16 protein-coding genes are annotated in these 25,894 nt (G+C 65.8%); 3 read left to right on the plus strand and 13 right to left on the minus strand.

Annotation, left to right across the window (positions count from 1 at the left end; all coding sequences use genetic code 11):
• Nucleotides 1-12: 12 nt before the first annotated feature.
• The 12 genes from tagH to tssA form a co-directional block, all read right to left on the minus strand.
• On the minus strand, nt 13-1,980 hold the full coding sequence (gene tagH / locus P5W99_RS22690; RefSeq protein ID WP_434663066.1) for a type VI secretion system-associated FHA domain protein TagH: 1,968 nt from the start codon (nt 1,978-1,980) through the stop codon (nt 13-15).
• Between the two features lie 77 nt (nt 1,981-2,057).
• Nucleotides 2,058-4,022 (minus strand): type VI secretion system Vgr family protein, encoded by a 1,965-nt coding sequence (locus tag P5W99_RS22695; RefSeq protein WP_421025637.1) that lies wholly within the window; start codon nt 4,020-4,022, stop codon nt 2,058-2,060.
• Nucleotides 4,023-4,068: 46 nt separating this feature from the next.
• A complete protein-coding gene (locus P5W99_RS22700; RefSeq protein WP_421025638.1) occupies nt 4,069-4,458 on the minus strand; it encodes a DUF4280 domain-containing protein in 390 nt (129 codons plus the stop codon).
• A 21-nt stretch (nt 4,459-4,479) separates the two neighbouring features.
• Nucleotides 4,480-7,257: a type VI secretion system ATPase TssH gene (gene tssH, locus P5W99_RS22705; protein WP_434663070.1), complete on the minus strand. Its 2,778-nt coding sequence runs from the start codon at nt 7,255-7,257 to the stop codon at nt 4,480-4,482.
• A gap of 4 nt (nt 7,258-7,261) precedes the next feature.
• On the minus strand, nt 7,262-8,356 hold the full coding sequence (tssG, locus tag P5W99_RS22710; protein ID WP_421025640.1) for a type VI secretion system baseplate subunit TssG: 1,095 nt from the start codon (nt 8,354-8,356) through the stop codon (nt 7,262-7,264).
• Nucleotides 8,341-10,218, minus strand: a complete 1,878-nt coding sequence (gene tssF / locus P5W99_RS22715; RefSeq protein WP_421025641.1) for a type VI secretion system baseplate subunit TssF — start codon at nt 10,216-10,218, stop codon at nt 8,341-8,343. Before tssF ends, tssG begins: the two co-directional genes overlap by 16 nt.
• Nucleotides 10,219-10,252: 34 nt before the next feature.
• Nucleotides 10,253-10,765, minus strand: coding sequence for a type VI secretion system baseplate subunit TssE (gene tssE, locus P5W99_RS22720; RefSeq protein ID WP_421025642.1), 513 nt, complete (start codon nt 10,763-10,765; stop codon nt 10,253-10,255).
• The gene (locus P5W99_RS22725; RefSeq protein ID WP_421025643.1) at nt 10,758-11,624 is read right to left on the minus strand and encodes a type VI secretion system accessory protein TagJ; all 867 of its coding nucleotides are present in this window, start codon (nt 11,622-11,624) and stop codon (nt 10,758-10,760) included. Before P5W99_RS22725 ends, tssE begins: the two co-directional genes overlap by 8 nt.
• Nucleotides 11,625-11,726: 102 nt before the next feature.
• A complete protein-coding gene (locus P5W99_RS22730) occupies nt 11,727-12,215 on the minus strand; it encodes an Hcp family type VI secretion system effector (protein WP_434663074.1) in 489 nt (162 codons plus the stop codon).
• A gap of 67 nt (nt 12,216-12,282) precedes the next feature.
• Nucleotides 12,283-13,782 carry a type VI secretion system contractile sheath large subunit gene (gene tssC / locus P5W99_RS22735; protein ID WP_421025645.1) on the minus strand — a complete coding sequence of 500 codons (1,500 nt, stop codon included), beginning with the start codon at nt 13,780-13,782 and terminating at the stop codon, nt 12,283-12,285.
• A 92-nt stretch (nt 13,783-13,874) separates the two neighbouring features.
• Nucleotides 13,875-14,375 carry a type VI secretion system contractile sheath small subunit gene (tssB, locus tag P5W99_RS22740; protein ID WP_035521266.1) on the minus strand — a complete coding sequence of 167 codons (501 nt, stop codon included), beginning with the start codon at nt 14,373-14,375 and terminating at the stop codon, nt 13,875-13,877.
• A gap of 105 nt (nt 14,376-14,480) precedes the next feature.
• Nucleotides 14,481-15,521, minus strand: a complete 1,041-nt coding sequence (tssA, locus tag P5W99_RS22745; RefSeq protein ID WP_421025646.1) for a type VI secretion system protein TssA — start codon at nt 15,519-15,521, stop codon at nt 14,481-14,483.
• Between the two features lie 791 nt (nt 15,522-16,312).
• On the opposite strand from tssA, the gene P5W99_RS22750 reads away from it, so the two are divergent.
• From P5W99_RS22750 to P5W99_RS22760, 3 genes are all read left to right on the plus strand, one after another.
• Nucleotides 16,313-17,203 (plus strand): hypothetical protein, encoded by an 891-nt coding sequence (locus tag P5W99_RS22750; RefSeq protein ID WP_421025647.1) that lies wholly within the window; start codon nt 16,313-16,315, stop codon nt 17,201-17,203.
• Entirely contained in the window at nt 17,169-18,053 is an 885-nt protein-coding gene (locus P5W99_RS22755) for a PP2C family protein-serine/threonine phosphatase (RefSeq protein ID WP_421025648.1), read from the plus strand. The genes P5W99_RS22750 and P5W99_RS22755 overlap by 35 nt, the downstream gene beginning before the upstream one ends.
• Before the next feature lie 85 nt (nt 18,054-18,138).
• Nucleotides 18,139-19,089: a LirA/MavJ family T4SS effector gene (locus P5W99_RS22760; protein WP_421025649.1), complete on the plus strand. Its 951-nt coding sequence runs from the start codon at nt 18,139-18,141 to the stop codon at nt 19,087-19,089.
• A 12-nt stretch (nt 19,090-19,101) separates the two neighbouring features.
• Here the strand turns inward: P5W99_RS22760 and P5W99_RS22765 are convergent, their stop codons facing one another.
• A complete protein-coding gene (locus tag P5W99_RS22765) occupies nt 19,102-25,854 on the minus strand; it encodes a filamentous hemagglutinin N-terminal domain-containing protein (protein WP_434663080.1) in 6,753 nt (2,250 codons plus the stop codon).
• Between the last annotated feature and the right edge of the window lie 40 nt (nt 25,855-25,894).

A 25,894-nucleotide genomic window follows, 5' to 3' on the forward strand; every position in this document is an offset into this window, starting at 1 on the left:
GGGGCCGCCGCTTCAGGCGGATCGCGTTTCCGGTTTATCCGATTTGTCCGATTTGGCCGCGGCGTCCTCGCGCGCGCGTTGCAGCGCGTCCACCTGCGCCTCGTATGCGTCGTTGAACGCCTTGCCGAAAAGCTTCTGGAAGTCGTCCTCCGCTTCGCGCGCGATGCCCGCGCGCAATTCCACGAAGCGGTCCCAGAGCTTCGCCTTGCGGTTCGAGAGCACGCGGTCGAGCATGCCCTGCTCGCTCAACTGCGCCTCGAGCGTGGCCGGATCGAAGCGCGCGAGCACATGCGCAAGCGCCGCGCGCATGCCCACGAGCACGGCCAGTTCATGCGATTCGATGTCGACGAACGCCCGCGCGACCGCCTCGGCCGGCGGCAAGTAGCCTTGCGCGCGGCCCGTGAGCATTTGCGCGAGCGCGCTGTCCACGTCGGGGAAAAATTTGAGCGGGTTGTTGTCGCGCGCCACGATGAGCGTGGTGTCGAGCCGCGCTTCGCGCTTGGTCATCGAGCGCGCGCGCAGCACCGCCATGGTCCCGCGCAGCGAGTCGCGCAACATCGTGCCGACGAGCCGCGCGAGATCGGCGGCGGGCAGGTTCGGCGCCCGGCCCGGTTCGATGCCCAGGCCTTCGAGCAACGCGGCGAGCACGGCCTGGTCTTGCGGTGACGCGGGCGTGGCTGGCGCGGTGGGGGCTGGAGCCGGCGTGAGAGTTGGCGCAACGGCGGGCGCAACGGCGGGCGCGCCTTGTCGCTGCGGCTCCTGTTGCGGCGGCGAAGGCGGAGACAATGACGGCTCTTCGGCCCTGGCGGGCATGGGCAGCGGCAAATCGGGCTGCGCCGCCACGGCAGTTGCGGCTGGTGCGTCCGGCACAAAGATCTGCGTGACCGATGGCAGCATCTGATGCGCTTGCGGCTGCGCTTGCTCTTGTGGCGCGACGCTAGCCGGTACAGCGGCGTTAGCTGACGCAGCGGGGTTAGCTGACGCTGCGGGAACAGCCGGTGAAAAAAGATCGTCGAACGGCGTCGCACCGAGCGGCGCGGCGTCGCCAAGCAGGCTCACGGGCAGGCCGGTAGGCCCCTGCGCGCCAAGACCGAGCGGATCGGCTACGCCAGGCATGGCCGCGAACGCCTGCGCGGGCGCGGCGGGCATCGGCGGCGACACCGGCGTCATCGCAGGCGCGGCATGCTGGGAAAAAGCGCCGGGCGTCGCTACGCCGGGCGTCGCTACGCCGGGCGTCGACGCGCCATGCACATCGGCCAGCGGATCGTAGTCGTCGGGGATGCCGCCTGCCGCACCGAACGAAGCGGGCGCAAGCGCAGGCGGCGCGAGCGCCTGCGACTCGGGCGATACATGGTCGCTCTCCGATCCTGTGTAGCCGGGCCGCGCGGCCATGCGTCCGCCCGCCCCCAGTGCCTCGCCGAGCGCATCGAGACCGCCTGCCCCGATGCCACCCATGCCACCCATGCCACCCATGCCACCCATGCCACCCATCCCGCCGATGCTCCCCGCGTTGCCTGTAAAGCTGCGTGCCCCAGGCGCGAACGGATTTTCGGGCAACGCCGCCCCCTCAGCCAGCGGCGCGCCGCGCAACACCTGCACGCCCGCGAGCGGATCGCGCCCGAACGGCCTCGCCTCCTCCTGCGCCGTGGCCTCGGCCAGCGCCACCTCCAGCAAATACGCGCCGATCATCAGCTGATCGCCGTGCGCAAGCCGCGCCTCGCGCGTGCCGCCCAGCGCGCGCTGGTTCAGCACGCTCGGATTCGCACCGAGATCGCACAGCAGATACTCGCCGCCCCGGCACTCCACGCGCGCATGCACGCGCGAAATCGCGCGCTGCTGGTCGGGCAGCACGAGCGTGCAGGTGGTGGCGCGGCCGATCGTGCCGCCGTCCGGGCCGAAGCGCACCGCGATCGGCTCGGCAAGCGGCTCGTCGTTGTACTTCGCCACGCGCAGCGTGAGAATCGGATTGGTCAGTTGCATCGCATTACCCTGCGCATTACCCTTCCCCCCGTCATTTCATCAGGATTGCATATCTATCAACAACGCCACGAGACACCTCACGATTCCACTTTCTTCGTGCCATCGTCGGCGTCCTTGGGGTCGGTGGGCGCGGTGGGTGAGGAGCCGTCGCCCGAGCCCGCCGAGCCCCCCGAATTGAGCTGGATCGGCATGCCCGACACCGCGACCGAACTCGGCCCGATCACCACGAACGCGCCGCCCGCCTTCAAGGTGATGCTCATGCCCGCCTCGATCACCACGTTCATGCCCGCCTTGATATGAATGTTCTTGCCCGCGTCGATGGCGTAGTCGGTGCCGACCTTCTCCTGAAGCTTGCCGCCCACGTCGAGCGAAGCCGTGCCGTCAACCTTGGCGTTCTGCGCGCCGCTCACGTGGTCGTGGCGCTCGCCGCTCACCTGCACGTACTCGTTGCCGGTGACCTTCAGGTGGTGGTCGTTGCCCACGTTCATCAGCGCGTCGTTGACCACCCAGGTTTCGTGGTCCTTCTGCGCATGAAAGAACAATTGCTCGCCGCCAGCCTTGTCGAGAAAGCGCACCTCGTTGTTGCCCGAGGCATTGGGCGTGGAATTGCTCTTGATGGTGGCAAAGGCCGAATTGGCGGGCAGCTTGTACGGCGGCATCAGGCTCGCGTTGTAGACGCTGCCCGTGACGAGCGGATGATCGGGGTCGCCCTCGATAAACTCGACGATCACCTCCTGCCCCACGCGCGGCAGAAAGAACATGCCCCAGGTCTTGCCCGCCCAGCCCTGCGAGACGCGCGCCCAGCAGCGGTCGGTGACCTCGCTGCTTTCGTTCTCGTACAGTTGCTCCCAGTGGAACTGCACCTTGATGCGGCCGTATTCGTCGGTGCAGATCTCCGAGCCGGCGTCGCCCACCACCACTGCCGTTTGCAGGCCACCCACCACCGCGCGCGGCGTGAGCCGCTCCGCGCGGAACTGGTTGTCCTTGCGCAACGCGCTGAACGCGCAGTCGAAGAACGGCATCTTGCTCTGCCCTTGCGCCACGCGACTAGACACATAGGTATCCGAATTGATTTCGTATGTCGCACGAACGACCAGATACCCGTCGTTGCAGTCGTCGAGCGGATGCTCGCTCAGTTGCAGCAATCCGCCCGGCCAGATGCCGCGCATGGAAGCCCGGCCTTCGATGCTGTCGTTGCGCGTCTGGCGGATCTCCACGCCCACGCGCGCGTAGCGGTCGCCGTCGGCAGGCGCGGTATGGCCCGTGAGGTGCTCCTGCATCGTGTAGCTTGGCGCGTCGTAAGGCTGGGTGCGCGTGGCGCGCGAGCGCAAGCCGCCTTGCAGGCTCGACGAAGGCTTTTCGAAGTCGTAGTCGTTGGTTTCGTAGTAGCCGGTCTGAAGCTCGCCGCCCGAGAACCACTCGTAGACGCACTCCATGTCCTCGCGCGCGGCCGCGTCGCGGTCGCGATACGGCACGCCGCGGTAGTTCGGGATCGGCGCGTGCACGTCGCCCGCGTCGGCGAGCACCAGGGTCTGGCGGCCATTTGCGTGCTCGAAATAGTAGTAGATGCCCTCGTGCTCCATGAGTCGGCTCACGAAGTCGAAATCGGTCTCACGGTACTGCGCGCAGTGCTCGCGCGCTGGATACGTTGCCGTGCAGCGGTTGGTCACGTCCACGTTGTAGTCGTTGAGCACGCTCATCACGATCTCGGGCACGGTCTTCTGGTAGAAGAACCGGCAATGCGAGCCGCGCGTGAGCAGCCACAGGCGCGGGCGCACGATGGCCTGATAGCCGGCCATGCTGCCGTACTGCTGGTTGCCCGGCGAAGTCATGCGGAACACCGTCACGATGCCGTTGAACTGGCGCTCTCCGCCCGCGGGCAGCGCGAGCGCGATCGACAGGTCCTGGCCGAGCACCTGCGCGGGCGTGACGCTGTTCTGCTCGCACAGCAGGTCCACGCGGTATTCGCTCAGGCGGCCCAGTTCGTCGCTGCCGGTCATGCGCAGAAACAGCAGGTTCGCCCCGGTTCCCTTGCAACTCATTGTTACGTTGCGGTTCGTATCTTGCGAAGTCATCTCAAGCAATCAGTCAGGGAATCATCGTGTTGACGGTGGCCGGATTCACGATCGACACCACGCCGCCCCAGTTGCACATGCACTTCGAGACGTTATCGAGCGAGGGCTGGTTGCCGAGCAGCACGGTCGGCGCGCCGGGGGCCCACGGCGAGAAGGTCGCGGGAATGCACGGCATGGGCGTGAGCACGCCGAGCGCCGCCGCCGTGGCCGATGCCACCGTGGGATTGGCCATCGACGAGCACACGCCGAACGGCATGATGTTGACCATCGGTATGTGGTCCATGATGTTCGCGGCGGGCGGGCCTTCGCCCATCACCTGGTTGACGGGCAGCACTACGAGGCTCGACGGCGCGGCGCCGAACGAGCATTGCAGTGTGGCCCCCATGCTGACCTGTTGAGGCATGGCAATTCTCCCAGCGCCTGTTCAGTCGAACGTATAAACGAACTCGCCGTCGTGCGCGCCCACCTGCACCTTCGTCACGCTGCCGCCATTCATCATGCGCGTGAGGAACTCGGTGGACACGCGCGGCAGCAAAGTGTTGGTCAGGATCGCGTCGATCATGCGCCCGCCGCTCTCCAGCTCCGTGCAGCGGCTCGCGATGAGCTTGACCACGTCGTCGTCGTAGAGGAACGGCACCTTGTGCGATACGCGCAGCCGCTTCTCGATGCGCGAGAGTTGCAGGCGGATGATCGCGCCCAGCATCTCGTCGGAGAGCGGGTAATACGGAATCGTCACCACGCGCCCGAGCAGCGCGGGCGGGAACACCTTGAGCAGCGGCTCGCGCAGCGCCTTCGCGATGCCCTCTGGATCAGGCATCAGTTCGGGATCCTTGCAAAGGTTCGTGATGAGATCGGTACCCGCGTTGGTGGTCAGCAAGATGAGCGTGTTCTTGAAGTCGATCACGCGGCCCTCGCCGTCTTCCATCCAGCCCTTGTCGAACACCTGGAAGAAGATCTCGTGCACGTCGGGGTGGGCCTTTTCCACCTCGTCGAGCAGCACCACGCTATAGGGACGGCGCCGCACCGCCTCGGTGAGCACACCGCCCTCGCCGTAGCCCACGTAGCCCGGCGGCGCGCCCTTGAGCGACGAAACCGTGTGCGCCTCCTGGTACTCGCTCATGTTGATCGTGATGACGTTCTGCTCGCCGCCGTAGAGCACCTCGGCCAGCGCGAGCGCGGTCTCGGTCTTGCCCACGCCCGAGGTGCCCGCGAGCATGAACACGCCGATCGGCTTGTTCGGATTGTCGAGGCCCGCGCGCGAGGTCTGGATGCGCCGCGCGATCATCTCGGTGGCGTGGCCCTGGCCGATGATGCGCTTGTTGAGATTTTCGGCGAGCTTGAGCACGTTCTCGATCTCGTTGCGCACCATGCGGCCCACGGGAATGCCGGTCCAGTCCTGCACGACCGAGGCCACGGCCTGGCGGTCGACGGTGGGCAGGATCAGCGGATCGTCGCCCTGATGGCTCGCGAGCTGCGCCTGCAATTCGCGCAATTCGGCGCGCAGCGCTTCGGGGTCGATCTGCGCGGTGGCGGCGCCCGCGCCGTTCTCCGCGCTCGCTGCGCTCGCCGCGCTTTCCGCCGCATTTTCGACTGCCGGCGCGGCGGCTGCGCTCGCGGCATCCGCACCGTCTTCCACCTTGCCGGTTTTCTCACGAAGTTGCGCGCGCAACGAAAGAATGCGCTCGACCAGTGCCTTCTCCTTCTCCCAGCGCGCTTCGAGTTCCACGAGACGCTCGCGCTCCACCGCGAGCTTTTCGCCGGCCGCCGCTTCGCGCTCGCGCGTCTCGATGCCCACGGCTTTCTCGCGGCCGATGATCTCCAGCTCCGTCTCCAGCGCTGAAATACGCTTGCGCGCATCGTCCACGGAAGGCGGCGTAGCGTGCTGGCTCACGGCCACGCGCGCGCATGCGGTGTCGAGCAGGCTCACCGACTTGTCGGGCAACTGGCGCGCCGGAATGTACCGGTGCGAAAGCCGCACGGCGGCTTCCAGCGCCTCGTCGAGCACCTGCACCTTGTGGTGTTGCTCCATCGTGGAAGCCACGCCGCGCATCATGCGGATGGCTTTTTCCTCATCGGGCTCGCCCACCTGCACGACCTGGAAGCGCCGCGTGAGCGCGGGATCCTTTTCGATGTGCTTCTTGTATTCGGCCCACGTGGTGGCCGCCACGGTGCGCAGCGTGCCGCGCGCGAGCGCGGGCTTGAGCAGGTTGGCGGCGTCGCCGGTGCCGGCCGCGCCGCCCGCGCCCACCAGCGTATGGGCTTCGTCGATAAAGAGAATCACGGGCTTTTCCGAGGCCTGCACCTCTTCGATTACCTGGCGCAGCCGGTTCTCGAATTCGCCCTTCATGCTCGCGCCGGCCTGCAACAGGCCCACGTCGAGCGCGCGCAGTTCGACATCGCGCAGCGAAGGCGGCACGTCGCCCGCAACGATGCGCTGCGCAAAGCCCTCCACCACCGCCGTCTTGCCCACGCCGGCTTCGCCCGTGAGGATCGGGTTGTTCTGGCGGCGGCGCATGAGGATGTCCACCACCTGGCGGATTTCCTCGTCGCGGCCCACGATGGGATCGAGCTTGCCGCTGCGCGCCTGCTCGGTGAGATCGGTCGTGAAGCGGCGCAGCGCTTCCTGCTTGCCCATCGCCGCCGGGGGCATGCCTGCAGCATCCGCTCCAGCGCCCGCTCCCGCGCTGGCGTTCGCATTGAAGCCGTCGCTCGCGCCCATTGCCGCTTCGGGTGAATCGCGCAGCAGGCGGTCGAATTCCTCACACAGCGCATCGAGCTTGATCAACTCGAACTGCCGCGAGATGCCATAGAGGGTATTGCGCAGCGAAGGTGTCTTCAGGAGTCCAACCATTAGATGCCCGGTGCGCACCTGCGATTCGCCGAACATCAGCGAGCCGAACACCCAGCCGCGCTCGACGGCCTCTTCCACCTGCGAGGAAATGTCCGTGACCGACCCCGCGCCGCGCGGCAGCCGGTCGAGCGCCGCCGTGAGATCGCTTGCGAGCCGCGCGGGATCGATCCCGTAGTGGCGCGCGAGCCGGTGCAGGTCCGAGTCCTGCAACTGGAGAATCTGATGAAACCAGTGCACAAGCTCGATATACGGATTGCCGCGCAAACGGCAAAACATGTTCGCACTTTCGAGCGCGCGAAAGCCTAGCTGGTTGAGCTTGCCAAAGAGCGCTGCCCGCTTGATTTCGGCCATGTCTTCATTCTCCCGGGTGAAGGTCGAGCGCTGCGGCGTGTTCCGTCGCTCGTTGCACGTCTTCCTGCTTCCGCTCGCGCGCGGCAGCGCCGCTTGCGGGATTGAGTTTCAGCTGCTTCTGATCGCCTTGCGCCGCCCCGCTGAGCACCCAGCTCGTGAGCCCGAGCCGCGCGTGGCGGCCCAGCTTCAGGCGCGGCACCTCGGCCTCGCGCAATTGCAGGTTCACGTCCCAGTCGAGGCCGTCGCGCACATAGTTGCAAACCCAGTCGGCGAGCCGCTTGAGGCTGTCGCCGCCGGGCAGGAAACGCTCGTAATCGGCCATCGAAAGCGGGCCGATGACGATGCGAAACTTATGCTGGCAATCCCATACGCGCGCGCCGAGCAGCGTGGAAACCCCGAGCGCCGACGATCCGTCGCGCAAGCCCATGCGCGTGCGCGTCTCGGCGGGCAGCGGCATCCAGTGGCCCACCCATTCCTCGATCGACACGGGCAGCCGGAAAAAGCGCGCGAGAATCAGCGCGAAGCCCGCGGCGGGGCGCGTGCGCGAACCGAGCAGCCCCGCGAAATGGAGCTTCGCGAAATCGGGTACGGTATCGCGCCCGCGCAGCGCCTCCTCGCCCATGCCGAAAGTCGAGCCCACATACATCGCGAAGCGGTCGCGTCCCGGGCGCTCGAGGCTCACCGCCGGCTGGGCATTGGCCCACGCGCGGTAGAACAGGCTCGTCATGCGGTGATGGAACAAGTCCAGAAAGCGCGCGAAGGTGGGATCGTCGGCGTTGCGCTCGCGGTCGCGGATATATTCGGTCAGATGCGTGGGCAGCGCGCCATGCGGCCCGAGCAGGCCGAAGAAGTTCACGGCCAGGCGCGGCGCCATGCCCCCTTCCCCATGATCGTGCTGCGAGAACGCGGCCAGCGTGGTCGGATGAAACACGAGTTCGGGCCGCTGCGTGAAGCGCACGGCGTCGTCGCGCGGGCGCAGCGACTCGCCCACGCGCGGCTGCGCGGCCCACGCGTTTTCGATCAGGCGCACGGCCTGAAAGAAGTCGAAGCGGTACGCCTCGTCTTCGAGCAGCTTCAGCACGGTCAGAGCGTCACGCATTGTCCCGCCCTCGCAGGCCAGCGCATGATCTCGCCGCGTGCCGTGGTGCGCACCACCGTCTCGGTGAACGAATTCATCGAGACGTACAGTGAAAAATATCGCGCGAGCACCGCGCCCAGCACGAAGGCCCCCGAACCCTCGAAGGCGGTTTCGTCGAACGTCACGCTCACCTGCTGGCCGCGCCCGAACACGATCGGCCCCGGCACGGGCAGCCGGCGCGTGACCGGTTTGGCCTCGACCGAGCGCACGCCTTCGATCTGCCGCTGCGCGGCCGGATCGTCGACGGGGCAATAGAGGCTCAGCAAGTCGCGCAGCGCCCGCGCGCCTGTGGAGGCATTCGTATCGATCAGCGACTCGTAGTTCAACGATAAATGGCTCAGCAACCGCCAAGCCACCGCGCCGTGCGCGAACGACGGCAAGGGCCGGCTCGGCCCGCTCACGCAGCGCACGCTCTCCACGGGTGCTTCCACGCCGAGCGTGAAATCCGATGCGCCGGTGCCGGTGGCCAGCGTGAGCGGCAAATCGCGGTTGGTGCACAGCACCTTGAGGCCGAGCTGGCGCAGATCCGCGCGATACGGCGCATTGGCCGCATCGACGAGTGCGATGAAGGTTTCGCTGCCGAGGTAACTGGTGCGCTGGCCGCGCTCGCGCGCGCGCGAAGATTGCAAGCGCCGTTCGCGGCGCACCTGGTAGTACGCGCTGCCCTGCTCGGCCGCCGACAAATCGCGCGCGTGATAGAAGGGCTCGAAGCGTTGCTCGTCGTTCGAACCCGCGCCGTGTCCCGTGACTTCCTCGATGCGATAAATCTCGAAGTCGAGCGGCCGCGTGCGGTCCGCAATCACCTGATACTCGAATTGCGCGGGATCGAAGGCGATACGGTCGGCGCGGCGCGCGAACAGATTGATCGCTGGTGTGCAATGGAGCGAGAAGTGGCTCGCGTCGAGCGTCTGTTCGAGCAGCGGGTCGGCGCGGTCGAGCAGCACGATCACTTCCACTTCGCTTTCGGCGCACGCGCGCAGCGCGCTCTGCAAGCCGTCGATGGCAACGAACAAAAAGCGCTGCGGAAACGCAAAATATTCCTGCAGCAGACGGAATCCCTGAAATGACTGGCCGCTCACGGGCAGCAGCGCTTCGCTGTCGTCGAAGCCGACCGGCTTGACGGCGCTCTTCGGCAACAGCCGGTGCCATGGCGCGGGCCGCGCGACCGGCAGCACCGCCACGCCCACGGAACTGGCGAGCAGGCGCTCGTAAATTCGCGCAGGCAGCGAATCCGCGCCGCGCAAATAGAGCGTGAGCGTATCGAGCGCAAGCTGGCTGAACTTCACGCCGCCAGTGGTGCGCAAGCGCAGCCGCACGCCTGCCTTCACACCGGGCGGTAGCGCCATGTCGGCGCCGCCGAGCGCGCCGGTATGCGTGAAGAACTTCGCCTCGACGATCTCCACGGGCCACAGCGTGAGCGCATGCGCCGTGCGGTATTCGCAGCGCGTCGAACCGTTCTTGTCGAGCACCGCGTGCAGCGCGCTGCCGCGCTGCACGGTCACGCCGCCCGCAAGCGCCGGATGTGCGAGATCGGGCTGCATGCGCACCACTGTCATCGACGGCGTGGGCGCGAGGTAATGCGGATACACCAGCTCCATGAGATGCTGGGTGAAGCGCGGAAACTCGGCGTCGATTTTCAACTGCACGCGCGCCGCGAGAAAGCTGAAACCTTCGAGCAGGCGCTCGACATAGGGGTCGGCGCATTCGAGCCCTTCGAGACCGAGGCGCGCCGCAACCTTCGGAAACTCGCGCGCGAATTCGCTGCCCATCTCGCGCAAATGCGCGAGTTCCTGGTTGTAGTAGCGGATCAGGTCGGGGTTCATCGTCGCTTGTGCGTTGCTTGTGCGTGGTGGTTTTTCAGCGCGCCGCGCCCTGGTCGATCACGCGCACCTCGCCGCCCTCGAGATCGAGTTCGGTGCGAAAGTAAAGCCGCTCCGGATACGGCTGCGCCCACAAGTCCCCTTCGATCGCGAACACCACCGTGTTGTGGTGCCCGGTCGTTTCCTCCTTGAGCACTGCCGTCACCTTCACCGTGTCGCGCAGAATGCGCGGCTCGAACGCCACGATCACGTCGCGTATCTGCCGCTCGAGGCGCGCGAGGTTCATGCCCGATGCCGTCTTGCCCGCGATATCGGGAAAGCCGTAGTTGAGCACCGAGCGCTCGACGAGCGGCCATGCCGAGAGATCCTGCACGCTGCCGAGCCCGCTCGCATTGAGCAGCCACGCCAGATCGCGCTGCACGCCCAGACGCAGCGCGCGCATCGAGAGCACGCGGCGCTCGCGGCTCTCGACCTTCGTGCCGGGCTCGAGATCGGTCAGGCGGTCGAGCAGCGAGGGCTGCAGCCGGTCGCGTCCCGTCAGCTCAGCCATGGTCTTGCGCGCGGTCTTGCGTCGCTTCGCCCGCAGGCGCCTCTGCATCGAGCACGAGCGTGCGCACGTCGAACAGCGCGTAGTCGTTCTCGTCGGTCGTGAACATGCGCTGCCCGACCGGGCGCGCCTCGTCGAATTCCCCGCTGCCCGCGTCGGTCCATTCAGTTGCGCGAGCGAGCGCCAGTGCATTGGCATCGGACGCCGAGTGGGTCACATTCGCGGTCAAGGTGCCGGGATAGCGCGCCGGAATCAGTCCCGCCGCCTGGCCGTCGTTGGCCCACGTGAATACGGCCGGCATCCACACGCGGTCGCGCAGGTCGTCCGGCGCTTCGAGCTCGATATGGCGGATGCGCTCGAACGGCACCCAGTAATAGCGGCCGTTGAGAATCACTTCGAGCGTGGGGCCGAGGCGCGAATCGGCGTCGGCGATCCACGCGAACGGCACGCCGTTGAGCGTGCCCGTCGTGGGGCGCGCCTGCTCGAGTGCATTGGCGCGGCACGCGGCCGCCGCCCTGGAATCGCCCGAGCCCTCGAGACGCAACGCTTCGATCAGGAGTGCGAGCCATGCAGTGGGCTCGCCGAAAATGAGCGGCGCGCGCCGCCCGGCGAATACGTCCTCGCGCAGCGCCTCGCACTGGAGCGCATCGCGATAGAGCTGCACCATCGGCAGCGCGGCGGCGTCGAGATCGCCCACCACGTTGAGCTGCGTGAGCGCGCGCTCCCACGCGCCGCGCACGGCGAGCAGCTGAAACAGGAACACGCGGTACGACACGTTGGCCGGGTTGCCGCGCACCTGGTCCTGCAACTGCTTCAGGCACGCGTCGAGGTCACCGGCGCGCAAGCTCTCTTCTGCTGTCATTGTCGATTGGCTCCGTCAAGCCAGCATTCATGGGCGTCGGTCGGGGGCTGCAATACATGTGGCGGCGCACGCCCCTCGCGCGCGCCGCCACCGTCCCGCGGCTTACTCCACGACGTTCTTCGCGATGTCCCACTTGGTCTCGACCACGCCGCCTTCCTTCTCGCCCGTGGCGCTTTGCGGCTGGTACTCCACGTGGTACTTCTCGAAGTTCAGCGAGATGTTCTCCGTGAAGCGGTCCTCGCCGCCCGAGCCACCTTCACTGATCGACGAGATCAGCACCTTCGTGAAGGTGATCTTGAAGTATTCGAGCGGTGACTTGCCGCCGGCCTTGCGCACCGTGAGCACCGCGGTGGGATAGTGGCTGCCGCTCGCGCACGCGCCCATCAGCACCGGCGTGGCCTTGTCGACATACTTCGTGAACGAAAGATCCTGCACGGACACCTTGCCTGCGCCGCCGCCCGTGCCCAGGTGCATCGTGCCACTCTGCGACATGCCCCAGCTCCACGCGAGCACGTCGATTTCGCCCCCATGCGTCTTGTCCTGCGACTCGCCCGCCACGTCGCCAATCTTGATGAAAATATCAACGGCCATTTCTGTTCTCCACTTGGAAAGTTTGCGTCAGTTCGCGCCGGTACGCGGCCATGCACACGGACTTACGTTATGCCGCCTTGGCGGACGGCAACTTGGACACCAGCCGCAACGACACGGTGAGGCCCTCGAGCTGGTAATGCGGACGCAGGAAGAATTTGGACGTGTAATAGCCCGGATTGCCCTCGACTTCCTCGATCACGACTTCGGCTGCGGCAAGCGGGCGGCGCGATTTGGTTTCCTCACTCGAGTGCGCGGGGTCGCCGTCCACGTATTGCAAGATCCAGTTCTGCAGCCAGCGCTGCATGTCGTCTTTCTCCTTGAAGCTGCCGATCTTGTCGCGCACGATGCACTTGAGGTAGTGCGCGAAGCGGCTGCACGCGAACAGATACGGCAGGCGCGCCGCAAGATTGGCATTCGCGGTGGCGTCGGGGTCCTCGTACTCGGCCGGCTTGTGCAACGACTGTGCGCCGATGAACGCCGCGAAGTCAGAGTTCTTCTTGTGCACGAGCGGCATGAAGCCGTTCTTCGCGAGTTCGGCCTCGCGGCGGTCGCTGATGGCGATCTCGGTCGGGCACTTCATGTCCACGCCGCCATCGTCGGTCGGGAACGAATGCACGGGCAGGTTCTCGACCGCGCCGCCCGATTCGATACCGCGAATACGCGAGCACCAGCCGTACTGCTTGAACGAGCGGTTGATGTTGGTGGCCATCGCATAGGCGGCGTTGGCCCACGCATACTTCTTGCTGTCCGCGCCCGCGGTGTCTTCCTCGAAGGCGAACTCGTCGACCGGGTTGGTCTTCGCGCCATAGGGCGCGCGCGCAAGAAAACGCGGCATGGCGAGACCGATATAGCGCGAGTCTTCCGATTCGCGCAGCGAGCGCCACGCGGCGTGCTCGGGCGTCTGGAAGATCTTCGTGAGGTCGCGCGGATTGGCGAGCTCCTGCCACGATTCCATCAGCATGACCGAAGGATCGGCGCCCGTGATGAACGGCGCGTGCGAGGCGGCGGCGACCTTGGCGACCTGAGTGAGCAGGTCGACATCCGGACCGCTGTTGTCGAAGTAATAGTCGGCCACCAGCGCACCATACGGCTCGCCGCCGAACTGGCCGTACTCTTCTTCATAGAGCTTCTTGAACAGCGGGCTCTGGTCCCACGCGGTGCCCTTGTACTTCTTGAGCGTCTTGTGCAGCTCGTTCTTCGAGATGTTCATCACGCGGATCTTGAGCGTCTCGTCGGTCTCGGTGTTGTTCACCAGATAGTGCAGACCTCGCCAAGCGCTCTCCACCTTCTGAAACGCCTCGGTGTGGATGATCAGGTTCACCTGGTCAGTGAGCTTCTGGTCGATCTGCGCGATCAGCGACTCGATGGTCGCGAGCACGTCGCCCGACACGACGTTGGTGTCGCGCAGCGCCTGCTCGGCCAGCGTGCGCACGGCCGACTCGACGGCCTCCTTCGCCTTGTCGCTGCGGGGCTTGAATTCCTTTTCCAGCAGGCTCGCGAACTCGCTCGCCTCGAGTGCTTCGCCGCCCTGCCGGGCTTCCTGCTGTTGGGTACTGGGTTCGGCCATGTCAGACTCCCTCTCGACGGATGGCTAACTAGATAGTTAACAAATAGCCAACGATAGCTAACGGGTGGGTGCGCGCATCACCGCGCGCGGCGCTATTCCTGCGGCTTGGGCGCGGAGGCCAGCGCCTGCAGCAGTGCCGGATCGTTGAGCAGTTTCTGGATCAGATCCTCGGCGCCCGTCTTGCCGTCCATATAGGTCAAGAGGTTCTGCAACTGGCCGCGCGCCTCCAGCAGCTTCGCGAGCGAATCCACCTTGCGCGCGACGGCGGCCGGCGAGAAGTCGTCCATGCTCTCGAAGGTCATCTCCACCGCAAGATTGCCCTCGCCCGTGAGCATGTTCGGCACCTGCACGGCCACGCGCGGCTTCATCGATTTCAGGCGCTCATCGAAGTTGTCGACATCGATCTCGAGGAACTTGCGCTCGGCCACGGGCGCAAGCGGCTCGGCAGGCTGCCCGGACAGATCGGACATGACGCCCATCACGAACGGCAGATTGATCTTCTTTTCCGAGCCGTATACCTCTACGTCGTACTCGATCTGCACGCGCGGCGCCCGGTTGCGCGCGATGAACTTCTGGCTGCTTTCTTTAGCCACGGCCTTTCCCCTCGTCGATGCCGCGGCGGCGCGCATTGGGGCGCGCCGCGGGGCGGCGTTGCGGATAAACCAGCGCCTGCTCACACGAACAACAGGCCCTTAACGTCACTCCTCGCTCTGGACGCCGCCGATCTGGCGCGCCTGCGCAAGCCCGTCGGGCGCGAGATCTTCCAGAATCTCCATGAAATTCTTGTCGACGAGCCGACGCGCCCGCTTGAGCAGCAAGGGCACAGGGCTCCCCGGCTCATACGTTTCGTAGTACTTGCAGATGCGATCGAGGGCGCGCAGCACGTCCTCGCGCGACTCGACTTCGCCCGGCGCGCGCGCGGGCGCTGCGGCAACGGCCACGGCGGGCGCCCCGCCAGGCGCGCCGTCTTGCGCGAGCTCCGCTGGCGCGGATGCCTGCTCCTCGGGCACGCGCTCGCCAAGAAATGCCACGGCATGGCGCAGCTGCCGCGTGAGCGGGTCCATGTCGATCGCCTGCGCCGCGCCCACGTTGTTCATGATCACCGTCTCGATGCGCGTCGCAGCCTCGAGCGCACGCCGCAAGGCAGCGAGCGATTCGCGCGCGTTCTCGCCCGCATCGCTGATCGCGAGATCGATCGAGCTGAGCGTGGGCGCGGTCACGCCCGCCGGCACGGCAATCTCGCCGGTTGCGTATTCGACGTCGCGCAGCGTCACCTCGCCGTGCGCGCGCGAAATGGCGAGCGCCGCTTCGCGCACCTCGGCCAGCGTGGTGGTGGAGTCGACGAGACCCGCGAGCGCGTTCACGCGCGCGGTGGGATCGTTGTCGTCGTCGGGATCGAGCTGCGGATACAGATGCGCCCAGCGTTGTTCGAGCATGCCGGCGATCAGGTCGAGGCCTTCACTAAAGCCGCCAAAGCCGGTGCGATTGAGCAGCGCGCGCGCCAGATGCGCGGCCACGCGCAGATCGCGGCTTTTCTCCAGCAGGGACAGTGCGAGCGCCTGCGCCTCCTTCCAGTCGGGCGGAACGGCCTCGACCACAGTGCTGCCATACTGCACGTCGGGCTTGCCGTGCACGACGCGCTCGAGTTCGAGAAACGCCGGATCGTATTCGACGTCCTCGCCGCAAGGCAACGCGGAAGACACTTCCGCGAGCAGCGCCCCGGCATCTAGCATGGCCATGGTCCGTGGTCCGTGTGGAATTGGTTATGTTCTGGTTACTGCCCGGGCAAGCGTATTAAGGCGGATAAAAAATTGCATGGCGCGCGGCTGAACCTATTTCTGATATTTCCTGGTACAGCGGAGTCCGAATTCGCAAGCGCCATCGGTGCTCGAAGCTTAACGAGTCGCTATCAGAATAGCACGGCGGGTACAAAAGAAAAGCGCACCTCGATGCAAACCATGTTCCCGATTTTTCATAAATTCGCCACGCATTTAATCCAGTTGTCTTTCAAGTAGTCGTTGTGACATGCAGGCAATCGTCCAAACCTCGATCTCGCCTTGTCCGGCATGTCCGGGCGCGCGATCCAGACGCATCTTACTGCAGTGGAATCGCTCCCACACAGACGCTTTCAGCCCTTATTTTCCAAGGGTTAACCATCATGCAGGATGACTATAAAAGTGAGTCTCGCCTGGCGTCATCCCATGCCTTGAAGCACGTGACGTTCGCTAACGAAGGATACCGAACGATCGACTCTTCTCCGTCACATGTTCGATAACGCGCGTGCGCTTTATCGCCACGTAATCCGAATTCATTATTCTGATCGCGTAAACCACTAGAGCCGATCTTTTAGAATTTTTATTCACCGAACGGCTAGATGTTTTAAAACACGCCATTGCAGATTTTCACGCTTGTCATACGCACGGCCAGCTAATAGACTCGACGTGAACCCGCTACAGCCAATCCAACGATTCATGCATGCTGGATGCGCGCCACGCGAAGCGAGCCTAAAAACGCGATACGAGGGGAAAACGTGTCGAACATCGAAAGCGCAGCGCTCATGGAGGGCATGGACAATCCGTGCACGCTGCCCGATCTCTGGCAGCGGCGCACTGCTCTGAACCATGCAGAAATGGCTTCGCTCTATACCATCGTGCAGCGCGCACTGACCGGCTATCACCCGTTCGAGCTTCAAGCGCTGGCCGAAGACAAGGAAGAGCTCATTTCGCAGTTTCTCTTCAGCAAGGTCTTTCGCCTCGAAACGCCCGCAGCCGAATTAATGAGCTTTCCGGCGCATAGCGCGCCCTCGAACAACCACGCCGTGTGCAGCTATTTCCGCCGCTACCTGATCGACTGCCTGCGCAGCGCGAGCCATCGGCGCAACGTTTCGATCGACGAGAACGAGGTGCTGGCCGAACTCGATCAGCGCAGCGCCATGCACGCCGATCCGGTCAGCGCCGCGCTGTTCCAGTACGGCCTCGACGAGGACAGCGTGCGCGCCTCGGCCGTGCGCTTCATCAGCGGCCTCGACGAAGCCGCGCGACTGCTGCTCGCCGGCACGCTCGGCTGGCTCTCCGCCGAAAAGGGCGGGCTTGCGCAAATCGCCGCACGCTACGGCATCGCCTCGTATCACCATCGCGCGCGCAAGCTGGGCGTCACGCTGCGCAAAGGGGCGATGCCCGCCGACTTCGCGCGCACCGGCATTGGACGCTGGATCGAAGAAACGCTGGGCATCGAGATCGCGGTCGAGAACCGCATTGCGCTGCTCGCCGTGCTCGGCATTCTCGCGGAGCAATCGCAACTCGCGCAGGGCGCGCCGCGCGCGCGGCACGAGCACGGCGCGCGTGCGGCACCGGTGCCGGCCCCGGCGCAACAGTGCGCGCCGATGCATGACCCGCATTGCAACCACGAACTTCACGAGTGACCACGGGGAAGCCCGCAACGAGACGGGAGCGCAAGTGCAACTGGCCTTCGCAAGCCTGACCGATCCGGGCGGGCGGCAGCGCAACGAAGACTCGCTTGGCGACTGGTCGAGCGGGCGGCTGTTCTACTGCGTGGTCGCCGATGGCGCGGGCGGCCACGGCGGCGGCGACACCGCATCGGCCATCGTGGTCGACACAGTGCTCGCCGACCTGCGCTATCTCACGCTTGCCGAGTTGCCGCCCACGGGCGAGCGCCTCGCCAACGCGCTCGCGCATGCGAACGCCAACATCGTGGAAGAGCAGGCGCACGGCGGCACTGCGCTGCGCGACATGCGCTCCACGGCCACGCTGCTCGCGATCGACCGCGAACGGCGCACCGCGGCCTGGGCGCATTGCGGCGACACGCGGCTCTACTGCTTCCGCGCGGGCGAGATCGTCGCGCAGACGCGCGACCACAGCATGGTGCAGGACATGGTGGACGCGCGCCTCATCAGCGCCGCGGACGCGCGCCATCACCCGCGCCGCAACGTGCTGTTCTCGGCGCTCGGCACGCTCGAAGGGCTAAATATCGCGGCGCGGCCCGGCACGTTCGGGCTATGCGCACGCGACGCGTTCCTGATCTGCACCGATGGTCTTTGGGAGTACGTAGAAGAGGCCACCATGCTCGAGACGCTCGCGCAGGCCGCGAGCCCGCGCGCGTGGCTGGAGGCGCTGGCCGCGCATGTCCGCGCTCACGCGAGAGCGGGCAACGACAACTTCAGCGCGAGCGCGATCTGGGTAGAGGCCGATGAAACTGTCGACGTGCCGAACCCTAAGGATTCCGACGCAACCCTGTTGATCCCACCATCCTGAATATCGCAACAGCCCGTGCATTGAAAACCGATGTTGCGGCGGCCACGCCGGCGCGATGGTTGCTGCCATCCCATGGAGAATCAAGATGAAATCGCTGGAAGAGATTCGTGCAGAATTGAAAGTAGCCTTCGATGACAAGGACCTGAAGGTCGATGGCAAGCTGTTGAGCGAGTCGCCCCATTTCAACGATTATCTGCGGATGGGCTTCTATCTGTCCTGCGGCCTGCGAGGCAACCTCCGCGGTGAACCCGTCATTCGGAATGCCTTGATCGCGCTGGATGCGGACATGACGCAGCGGATAAACAAATACTATTCCGCCAAATCGCGGGCGATCGATTACTTCCAGAATCAGCAGGCGGCCTACAAGGCGAATAAGGCTCCGCCGAAGAAGGACAGCGACTTCTCCAAGCTTCTGACGGCCTCGCTGGACGAGTTCGAGCGCGCCCACGGATTCGTGGTTGTCGGCGACCGGCTCCCGAACTATGCCGGCTTCGTCTACGGGAATGTGTTCAAGGAGTCGCTGGCGCTGAAGCAGCACTGGAAGGATGTTGGCGCTGGAGAGAAGCACGGTGAATACAGCCACCGCCTGCAGTGGTACATCCTGATCCGGGCGGGCGCGTTCAAGACCGTGCCGGTGAACCAGGAAGCCACGGTATTCGCCAGCATCGCACCGTGGCAGAAGGGCAAGACCAATCTGTGGACCTTCCTCCTCGATCAACTGACCACGGACCCCTCGATCGGCAACGACAAGCTCGACTTTCGCTCCCCGGAAAATCTCAACATGTGGCTGGTTGGCGATGCGTCGCCGGAATTTTGCCCGGTCCTGCGAGCGTTTCTGCGCGCCCGCATGGCCAAGCGCGAATCCACGTACAACATGCGCGATTATCTCGTCAAGAAGCTGAGGAAATCGGAAGAGGAAGTGGACGAGATCATCACCTATATGCAAATGGAGAAGATGGAGAACCGCAATGCATCGGCGCGCATCGCCTTCCCGAAGGGGGCCAATCCCAAGTTCGATCCCTATGTGAGAACCTAGGGTCTGCTCACTTTAGAAATCCCCGCAGCCGTGCTGCCCGTTCAACAGCATGCAGCTATTCAAATTCGGTTGCGAGCGCACCCGTTTCCACTCGACAGCGAGCAGATCCTGATCGCTGCCGGGCGGGGCGGTCGTGAAGAGCGGCTGATTCGAGCCCACGCAGATATTGGTGCCCTGCAGGTTGTTCTCGTACACGAAGGTCTTCTCGCTCATGCCGAAGAACGACTGCATCGCGCTCACCGCTAGCGGCAGATCGAGCGGATACGGCAGCGTCACGGTCAGCGTGCCCGGCACGTTTTGCACGATATAGCCGACGCTCGACAGATACGCCGGATCGATCGCATATTGTCCCGGCAGCGAACCGCTCGTTGCGCCGGTCGAAAGCGTGCCGCTTAGCGACGAGGTCGTATCGCCGTTGACGAGACCCGCTGTGCTGTAGCCAAAGTTCGGATTCGGCGCGCCATAGATCTTTGTCGCGCCATTGGCGGTAACGATCACCGTGGGCCGCGCGACGTACACAAAATGATCGCCCGTGAGCGGTACGACACCGCCCCAGTTGCATCCCGCCCCAAAGGTGCAGCCGTAGAAGTTCGGCTGTGCCGTATTGGGCTGCACGTTGCCGCGCGTCTCGCCCACCCATGTCGAGGCCCAGATGCGCCAGTAATTGGCCGCGCTCAAGGTACCGGTGCCATTGTTGGTGAACACGCCGTTCTCCATCACGAGGTCGATCGTGCCGCCCGCGCTCAGGTTGGTGTTCTTGCCGCCGGTCGGGCCGTTCGCCGCCGCCGTGCCGCCGCCGAGCCCCACGCTGCCCGTCGCGGCCTGGGCGAGCAGGTTGCCGGTGAGACTGGAGTTGGTCGCATCGATCGTGGTGGCCGTGTTCGATGCCGCGTCGAACGAACGGCTCACGATCGGACCGATCACGAAGCTCGTTGAATTCAGGAAATTCACGTTGCCGGCGTCGAGCATGGCCAGCACGCCCACGTTGTTCTCGGGATCGTTGAGGGTGAAGGTGCCCGGCCCCGCGAGCAGCAGCCCGGCGGCCTGGATGCCGCCCGGGTCCGTGACCGCGCCCGCCGAGGCCAGCGTGAGCGTGTTGCTGCCGAGCGAGATGCCGTAGAGCAGTTGAATGCCGTGGCTGCCGCTGCCCATGTTCATCAGCGTGAGGCTCTGGTTCACGGCGGGCTTGACGAGCGACGTGCATGCACCTTGCGTGGGACACACGCCGCTCACGGTGATGAGGCCCGTCTGCGTGCTCGAACCGAGCGCGAGCGTGGCGAAGCCGGTGAACAGCGAATACGTGGCCGCGTCGATGCTCAAGCCCGCCGCGCCGGTGCCGAACAGCGTGATCGGCGTGCTGTCCGAAGCGACGAATGCAAAGGTCGTGGGGTCGACGCTCGCGGGCAGAATCGCGAGCGTGCCGCCCGCGGACGTGATGGGCGCGCCGCTGTCGGCGAGGCTCGTCGTCGTGCCGTCGTTGGCGGAGCGCAGCGCGACGGTGCCGTTGGGGCCTGCGTTCACCTGCACGGTTCCCGGCGCGTAGTTGAAGTTGGCCGGCACCGCCACCCTGCCGAAAGCCAGGCCCGCGTCCGACGTATTGGTCGAGCCCGCGATCGAAATCACGGTATTGGGCTGGGTAGCCGCGATCGTGCCGTTATACACAAGCGTTCCGTAGTCATACTGAATATTTGCGCCGCTCGCGCTGCTGGTCGGACTCGTCACCACGCCGCGGATGTCGATGGCGCCGCCGTTGGTCGAGACAATCTGCGCGCCGTCGGCCACGAGCACGCCCTGCGAGTTCGCGCCCGAGCCGCTGCCGCGGATCGAGAGCGTGCCGCTGCCGGTGGTGAGCGTCGTGGGCGGCGGCGTCGTCGAGAGGCTCACCAAGCCCACGGAACTGGAATCCGGGCTCGCGGCGCCGAGCACCACGCCCGTCGACGAAAGGCCCGCCGTGGGTGTGCCCGTGGTGAGGCCCGTGAGCGTGATCGAGCCGCTGGTCGAAGCGATGCTCGCGCCGGTCAGATCGACGCCGATGCTGCCGAAACTCGTGGCGGGAACGCTGCCGTTGATCGCGATCGCGCCGCTGCCGGTCTGGATCGTGGGCTGCACCGTGGTGCTGCCGTTCGCGGTATAGCCGCCGCCCAGGGACGTGCCGTATGAGGAGCCGGTCGCGCCAGTCGTCGTGCCGCTCAACGTCACATTGCCGCTGGTGGTCTGGATCGAGCTGCCGTAGGCCGAAATGCCATAGCCGCTCGTATAGGCCTGGCCCGGTGCGTCGTTCACCGTCCCCGCCACCTGCACGTTGCCGGCCCCCGTGCTGACCAGCGTGTTCGACAGCACGACGCCGCTCCCGTATGAGTTGGCGTTGGCGATGCCGGTCAGCGTGACGGCGCCGCCCGCCGTCGTCAGGGTCGACTGGCCGATGTCGACGCCGTATCCGTAGTTGCCCGTCGTCGTCCCAGCGATGCCGATCGCCCCATTGCCGCCGCTCGCGCTCAAGGTGCTGCCCGACATCGTGAAGCCAAAGCCGAGCCAGGCCGTCGCGGTGCCGCTCGTCTGGATGCCGCCCGCGCCGTTGAGCGTCGCCGAGTTGATCGACACGCCATAGGCAAACCCCACGGCGTTGCTCGACGTGCCGCTGATGCTGATCGCGCCGCTCCCCGTGTCGCTGAACGCCGCGCCGCCGCTCGTGCCGCCCTGGCTGGTCACATAATCGCCCTGCACCTGCACGCCAAAGTTCGCACCTTGCCCGGCCGCGCTCGACACGCCGTTCACGGCGATTGCGCCACCCGCCGCGTGAACGCCGCTTTGGGACAGCAGAACACCCGTGCCCGGGCCGGTTGCGGTTCCGTTGAGCGTGGTCGCTCCCGTGCCGTTGGCAATCAGCGAATAGCTCAGCGCGATGCCGCTGCTGCTGCCGTTGCCCGTGAGCGTCACGGCCCCGCCGGTGTTGCCGATGCTCGAGGTATTGAGCTGGATGCCGGTCGAAGCGGTCGATGCCGAATCCGTGCTGGTCAGCGCAACCGCGCCGCCGTTCGCGGCAATCGATGCATTCGTTAGCTCGACCCCGGTCCCCAGTCCGTTTCGCATCGTGCCCGTTAGCGTCACCGCGCCGCTGCCCGTCACGTCGATGGCGGGCGTGCCGCCCGGGCCCACGCCCGAGATCGAAACGCCGCTATAGGTGGACGACGGACCGATGAAGGTGGCGTCGCCGATGCCGCTCAACTGGATCGCGCCATTCGTACTCCCGACTGAACTCTGATTCAAGGTGATGCCGTTGCCGTCGTAGAGCGAGGTGCCCGAGATCGTCATGTTGCCGGCAGCCGAATTGATCGTGCTGTATCCGATGGTGACGCCATCGCCGAAACTGTTCGTCCCTGCGATGCTCACGGCGCCGCCCTCGGTGGCGAGGGTCGAGCTCTGGATGCTGACCTGGCTCGAACCTGTGTTGCCGATCGTGAAGGTGCCGCCATGGGTGTCGAGCGCGACCTGGTTGAGCCAGACGAGATTGTTGCCCGCCGTGCCGCCCATGTTGGCGTTGAATACGACGTTGAGGGGCCCGCCAGTCGAGCCGATGCTCATCGGCCCTTCCGTTGCCACATTGATATTGCCGCTGGTCTGGAGCGAAAACGTCGTATTGCTGCCGGAGGCAAGCACCGGGGAAACCAGATTGATATCGCCGCCGGTGGTGGACACGCTGACATTGCCGGCCGGCGTCAGCGCGCCGCTGCCGAGGGAGCCGAGCGAGCCCGTGCCAGTGTTGTAAACCAGCGCCGGCGCAGCTTCCAGCACGGTGCCGGTCGTGTTCACGAGCGAGACGTCGCCGGTGCCGTTGAGCGAAAGAAAGCTCACGAAATTGCCCGCGTTCGTGAGCGTGAACGCGCCCGGTCCGCCGAGCACGAGCCAGTCTGCATTGATCGCCGCGCCTTGCGTGACCGGCCCTGCCGAGACCAGCGTCAAGGTGTTTTCCCGCATGTAAATTCCGGACGGCAGCGAAATGCCCTGGCTGCCCGATCCGTTTGCCTCCAGCGTCAGATTGGTCGAGACCGTGGTACTGGGCGCGACGGAGATGAGGCCGGTTTGCGTCGAACTGCCGATCACCACATTGGAGAAGGCGGACAGCATGCCCATGGCGTAGGTGCCGATGCCGAAGCCCCCACCGCCGTCGTTCACGTTGATCGGCGTGGCATCGGCATTGGCGATGCTGAAGTCCGAATTGACGATGCCGGGCAGCATGACGAGCGTGCCGCCCGGCGACGAGACGTTAGGCGTCCCGTAGACGAGGAAACTGCCGGTGATGCCGTTGTTGGCCGCGCGTATCGTGACGGTGCCGTTCGCGCCGGTCTGGATGTTGGGGGCGGCGGTAAACGTCCCGCCCAGGTAGCTCGAAATCGAGACGCCCTGGCTCGTCGCGTTGCTGGACCCAGTGATGGCGATCTGGCCGCCCGCGCCCTGGGCGTACAGCGTCGCCCCGGTGGCGATCATCACGCCCTGGTCGCCGTAGTTGGTCTGATCCGTTCTTGCGCCCGACACCTGCCCGCGAATGTCGATCGAGCCGCCGTTAGTCTGGATGGTCGAGCCATCGTCGATGGCGACGCCCGAGACCTGGTAAGGCTCGTTGCCGAGCGAATCCGCGCCGATGCCGTAGATGCGCACCGAGCCGCTGCCAGCGGAGACAGTCGAGCCGCCCGTCGGCGCGGCGCCCGGCTGAGGCTGCACGGCCGAACTGATGTACACGCCGCCCACCGGCGTGTTGGTGCCGCTGCCCTGGTTACCTTCGATTTCGATGTCGCCCGTCGACGTCAAGATGCTCGAACTGTAGATGCCTACTGCGTCGAGATGGCTCTGCCCGCTGACCGCCACGGCGCCTGGGGCCTGGCCGTGGATCGTGACCGCGCCGCTCGCATTCGCCGCGGACTGGCTCACGCGCGCATCGATGTTCGTATCCGCGAGTAGCACCGCCGCGCCGTCGAAGGTGGACGGTTGGCCCGTCTTTGTGCCGATCGTGATGTCGCCGCCGTTCGATTGCAACGAGATCGCACCGAACGTGCCATCCATCGAAATGACGTTGCCGCTCGTCGACTGGCCCACGTTCGCGTCGAACACCATGCCGAGCCCGCCCGCCGTCGATGTGATGCTCACCGAGTAGCCAAGCGAGATCGACCCGCCCGCGCTCAGCGTGAGGGTAGCGTCGGCGCCGCCCGTCTTCGAAATGGTGACGAACGGGAACACGCTGATGTTGCCGTCCGGCGTGGCCACCTTCACCGACGTGCCGTTGCTCAGTTGTGCCGAGATATCCCCCTGGTAGAGGTAAGTGTCGCTGACAGGACCGCTGACCGGACCGAATACGACCGTGGCGCCGCTCGTGACGCTTGCCGCGCCCACGCATTCCGCGCAAATCACGATGTTGTCCGGGTCGAGCAGCCATTGCCCGCCCTTGCCATGCGCGGCGGACGCATCGATCGTCGCGCCTTTCACATCGAGCGCGGCGCCCGAGGTTTCCACCAGTCCGCCATCACCGCCCTGCGGTCCGCCGCGCGCGCTGAACTCGCCATAAAGGCGCGCCGCCGTGATGCCATACGCCACGATATGCCCGCCGCTGCCGTTGGTGGTTGCATCCGCATGGATCTGCGCGTTCGGATCCATCCACACCGCATCCGCATTGCGGATCGTCGGGTCCGCGCCCGCCGCGCCGCCGCCCACGCGCACGCTGCCACCGCCCGCCGCGCCGCTCGCGTTCAAATTCGCGCCCGCGAGCAGGCCCACGTTGTGGCCCGTCACGTCGATCTGCCCGCCCGCGAGCCCCGCGCCGCCCGAGGCGTCGAGCGTGCCCGACACAAAGGTCTGGCCGCTCGTGCCGCCGTCGAGCACGATATGTCCATCGCGCGCGGCGAGGCTTTGCGCGCGCACGATACCCTGCTGGTTGATGACCGTGGCCGCCAGCGCATCGGCGGTCTGCGCGCTCATGACCACGGTGCCGCCGTCGGCGGCGAGCGTGCCCGCGTTGCCGATCAGCGCGCCCGCCGTGCCTGCGTTGATCTTCAGCGTGGTGAGTCCGTCGCCCGCGAAGTCGAGCGTGATATCGCGGCCCGCGCCCAGCGCAACCGTGCCGAGCTTCGCGGCCACGGTGCCGGTATTGCTCACGGTGCCGCCGAGCAGCGCGATGGTGCCGCCGTCCTGTGCGGTGAGCGTGCCCGCGTTGCGCACCGCCGCCGGCGAGCTGCCGATGAAGTGATAGCGCCCGGCCAGAAAATCAGCATCACTAATGTTCAGCGTCGAAGCGACCAGCGATCCCACGTTCACCGACGACCCCGGCGCGAAGATGACGCCCGCCGGGTTGACCAGAAAGACGCGGCCGTTCGCGCTCAAGCGCCCGGCGATATCGCTCGGGTTGTTGCCGACCACGCGATTGAGCAGCGCCGACGAGACCGAGGGCTGGGCGATGTTCACCGCCTCGCCCGCGCCGATCGAGAACGTGTTCCAGTTCACGATGGCGTTCGGCGTGCTTTGCGTGATGTTCATCTGCGAGGCGCTAGGCGAGCTCACCGTCACGCCGCCGGCCACCACCTGCGCACCGGTGGGATTGGCGAGCAGCGAGGTGGCCCAGGTGGCCTCGAACAGCGCCGCAGTGATCTGCGCAATCGCGCTTGCGATGGCCCTCGCCTGGAGCGGGCGCGCGTTTGCCTTGCGTCCCTGACGCTCTGTAACCCGCCCTGAGACCCTGCCGGCTGCCCCGCCCTGCCGATTACCGCCCCGCTTGTTCATCGCACACCTCGCCGGCATCGTCTGGTCGACCGCGTCTGGC

It is taken from the genome of Paraburkholderia sp. A3BS-1L, assembly GCF_051125215.1.
GTDB lineage: Bacteria > Pseudomonadota > Gammaproteobacteria > Burkholderiales > Burkholderiaceae > Paraburkholderia.

Excerpts from the sequence above, each read along its gene's own strand:
- tssC (WP_421025645.1), bottom strand. The coding sequence starts at position 13,782 with ATGGCCGAACCCAGTACCCAACAGCAGGAAGCCCGGCAGGGCGGCGAA.
- tssH (WP_434663070.1), bottom strand. The coding sequence starts at position 7,257 with ATGGCCGAAATCAAGCGGGCAGCGCTCTTTGGCAAGCTCAACCAGCTA.
- P5W99_RS22725 (WP_421025643.1), bottom strand. The coding sequence starts at position 11,624 with ATGACAGCAGAAGAGAGCTTGCGCGCCGGTGACCTCGACGCGTGCCTG.
- P5W99_RS22765 (WP_434663080.1), bottom strand. The coding sequence starts at position 25,854 with ATGAACAAGCGGGGCGGTAATCGGCAGGGCGGGGCAGCCGGCAGGGTC.
- tssA (WP_421025646.1), bottom strand. The coding sequence starts at position 15,521 with ATGGCCATGCTAGATGCCGGGGCGCTGCTCGCGGAAGTGTCTTCCGCG.
- P5W99_RS22755 (WP_421025648.1), top strand. The coding sequence starts at position 17,169 with ATGACCCGCATTGCAACCACGAACTTCACGAGTGACCACGGGGAAGCC.
- P5W99_RS22730 (WP_434663074.1), bottom strand. The coding sequence starts at position 12,215 with ATGGCCGTTGATATTTTCATCAAGATTGGCGACGTGGCGGGCGAGTCG.
- tssF (WP_421025641.1), bottom strand. The coding sequence starts at position 10,218 with ATGAACCCCGACCTGATCCGCTACTACAACCAGGAACTCGCGCATTTG.
- P5W99_RS22700 (WP_421025638.1), bottom strand. The coding sequence starts at position 4,458 with ATGCCTCAACAGGTCAGCATGGGGGCCACACTGCAATGCTCGTTCGGC.
- P5W99_RS22695 (WP_421025637.1), bottom strand. The coding sequence starts at position 4,022 with ATGAGTTGCAAGGGAACCGGGGCGAACCTGCTGTTTCTGCGCATGACC.
- tssG (WP_421025640.1), bottom strand. The coding sequence starts at position 8,356 with ATGCGTGACGCTCTGACCGTGCTGAAGCTGCTCGAAGACGAGGCGTAC.
- P5W99_RS22760 (WP_421025649.1), top strand. The coding sequence starts at position 18,139 with ATGAAATCGCTGGAAGAGATTCGTGCAGAATTGAAAGTAGCCTTCGAT.
- tssE (WP_421025642.1), bottom strand. The coding sequence starts at position 10,765 with ATGGCTGAGCTGACGGGACGCGACCGGCTGCAGCCCTCGCTGCTCGAC.
- tagH (WP_434663066.1), bottom strand. The coding sequence starts at position 1,980 with ATGCAACTGACCAATCCGATTCTCACGCTGCGCGTGGCGAAGTACAAC.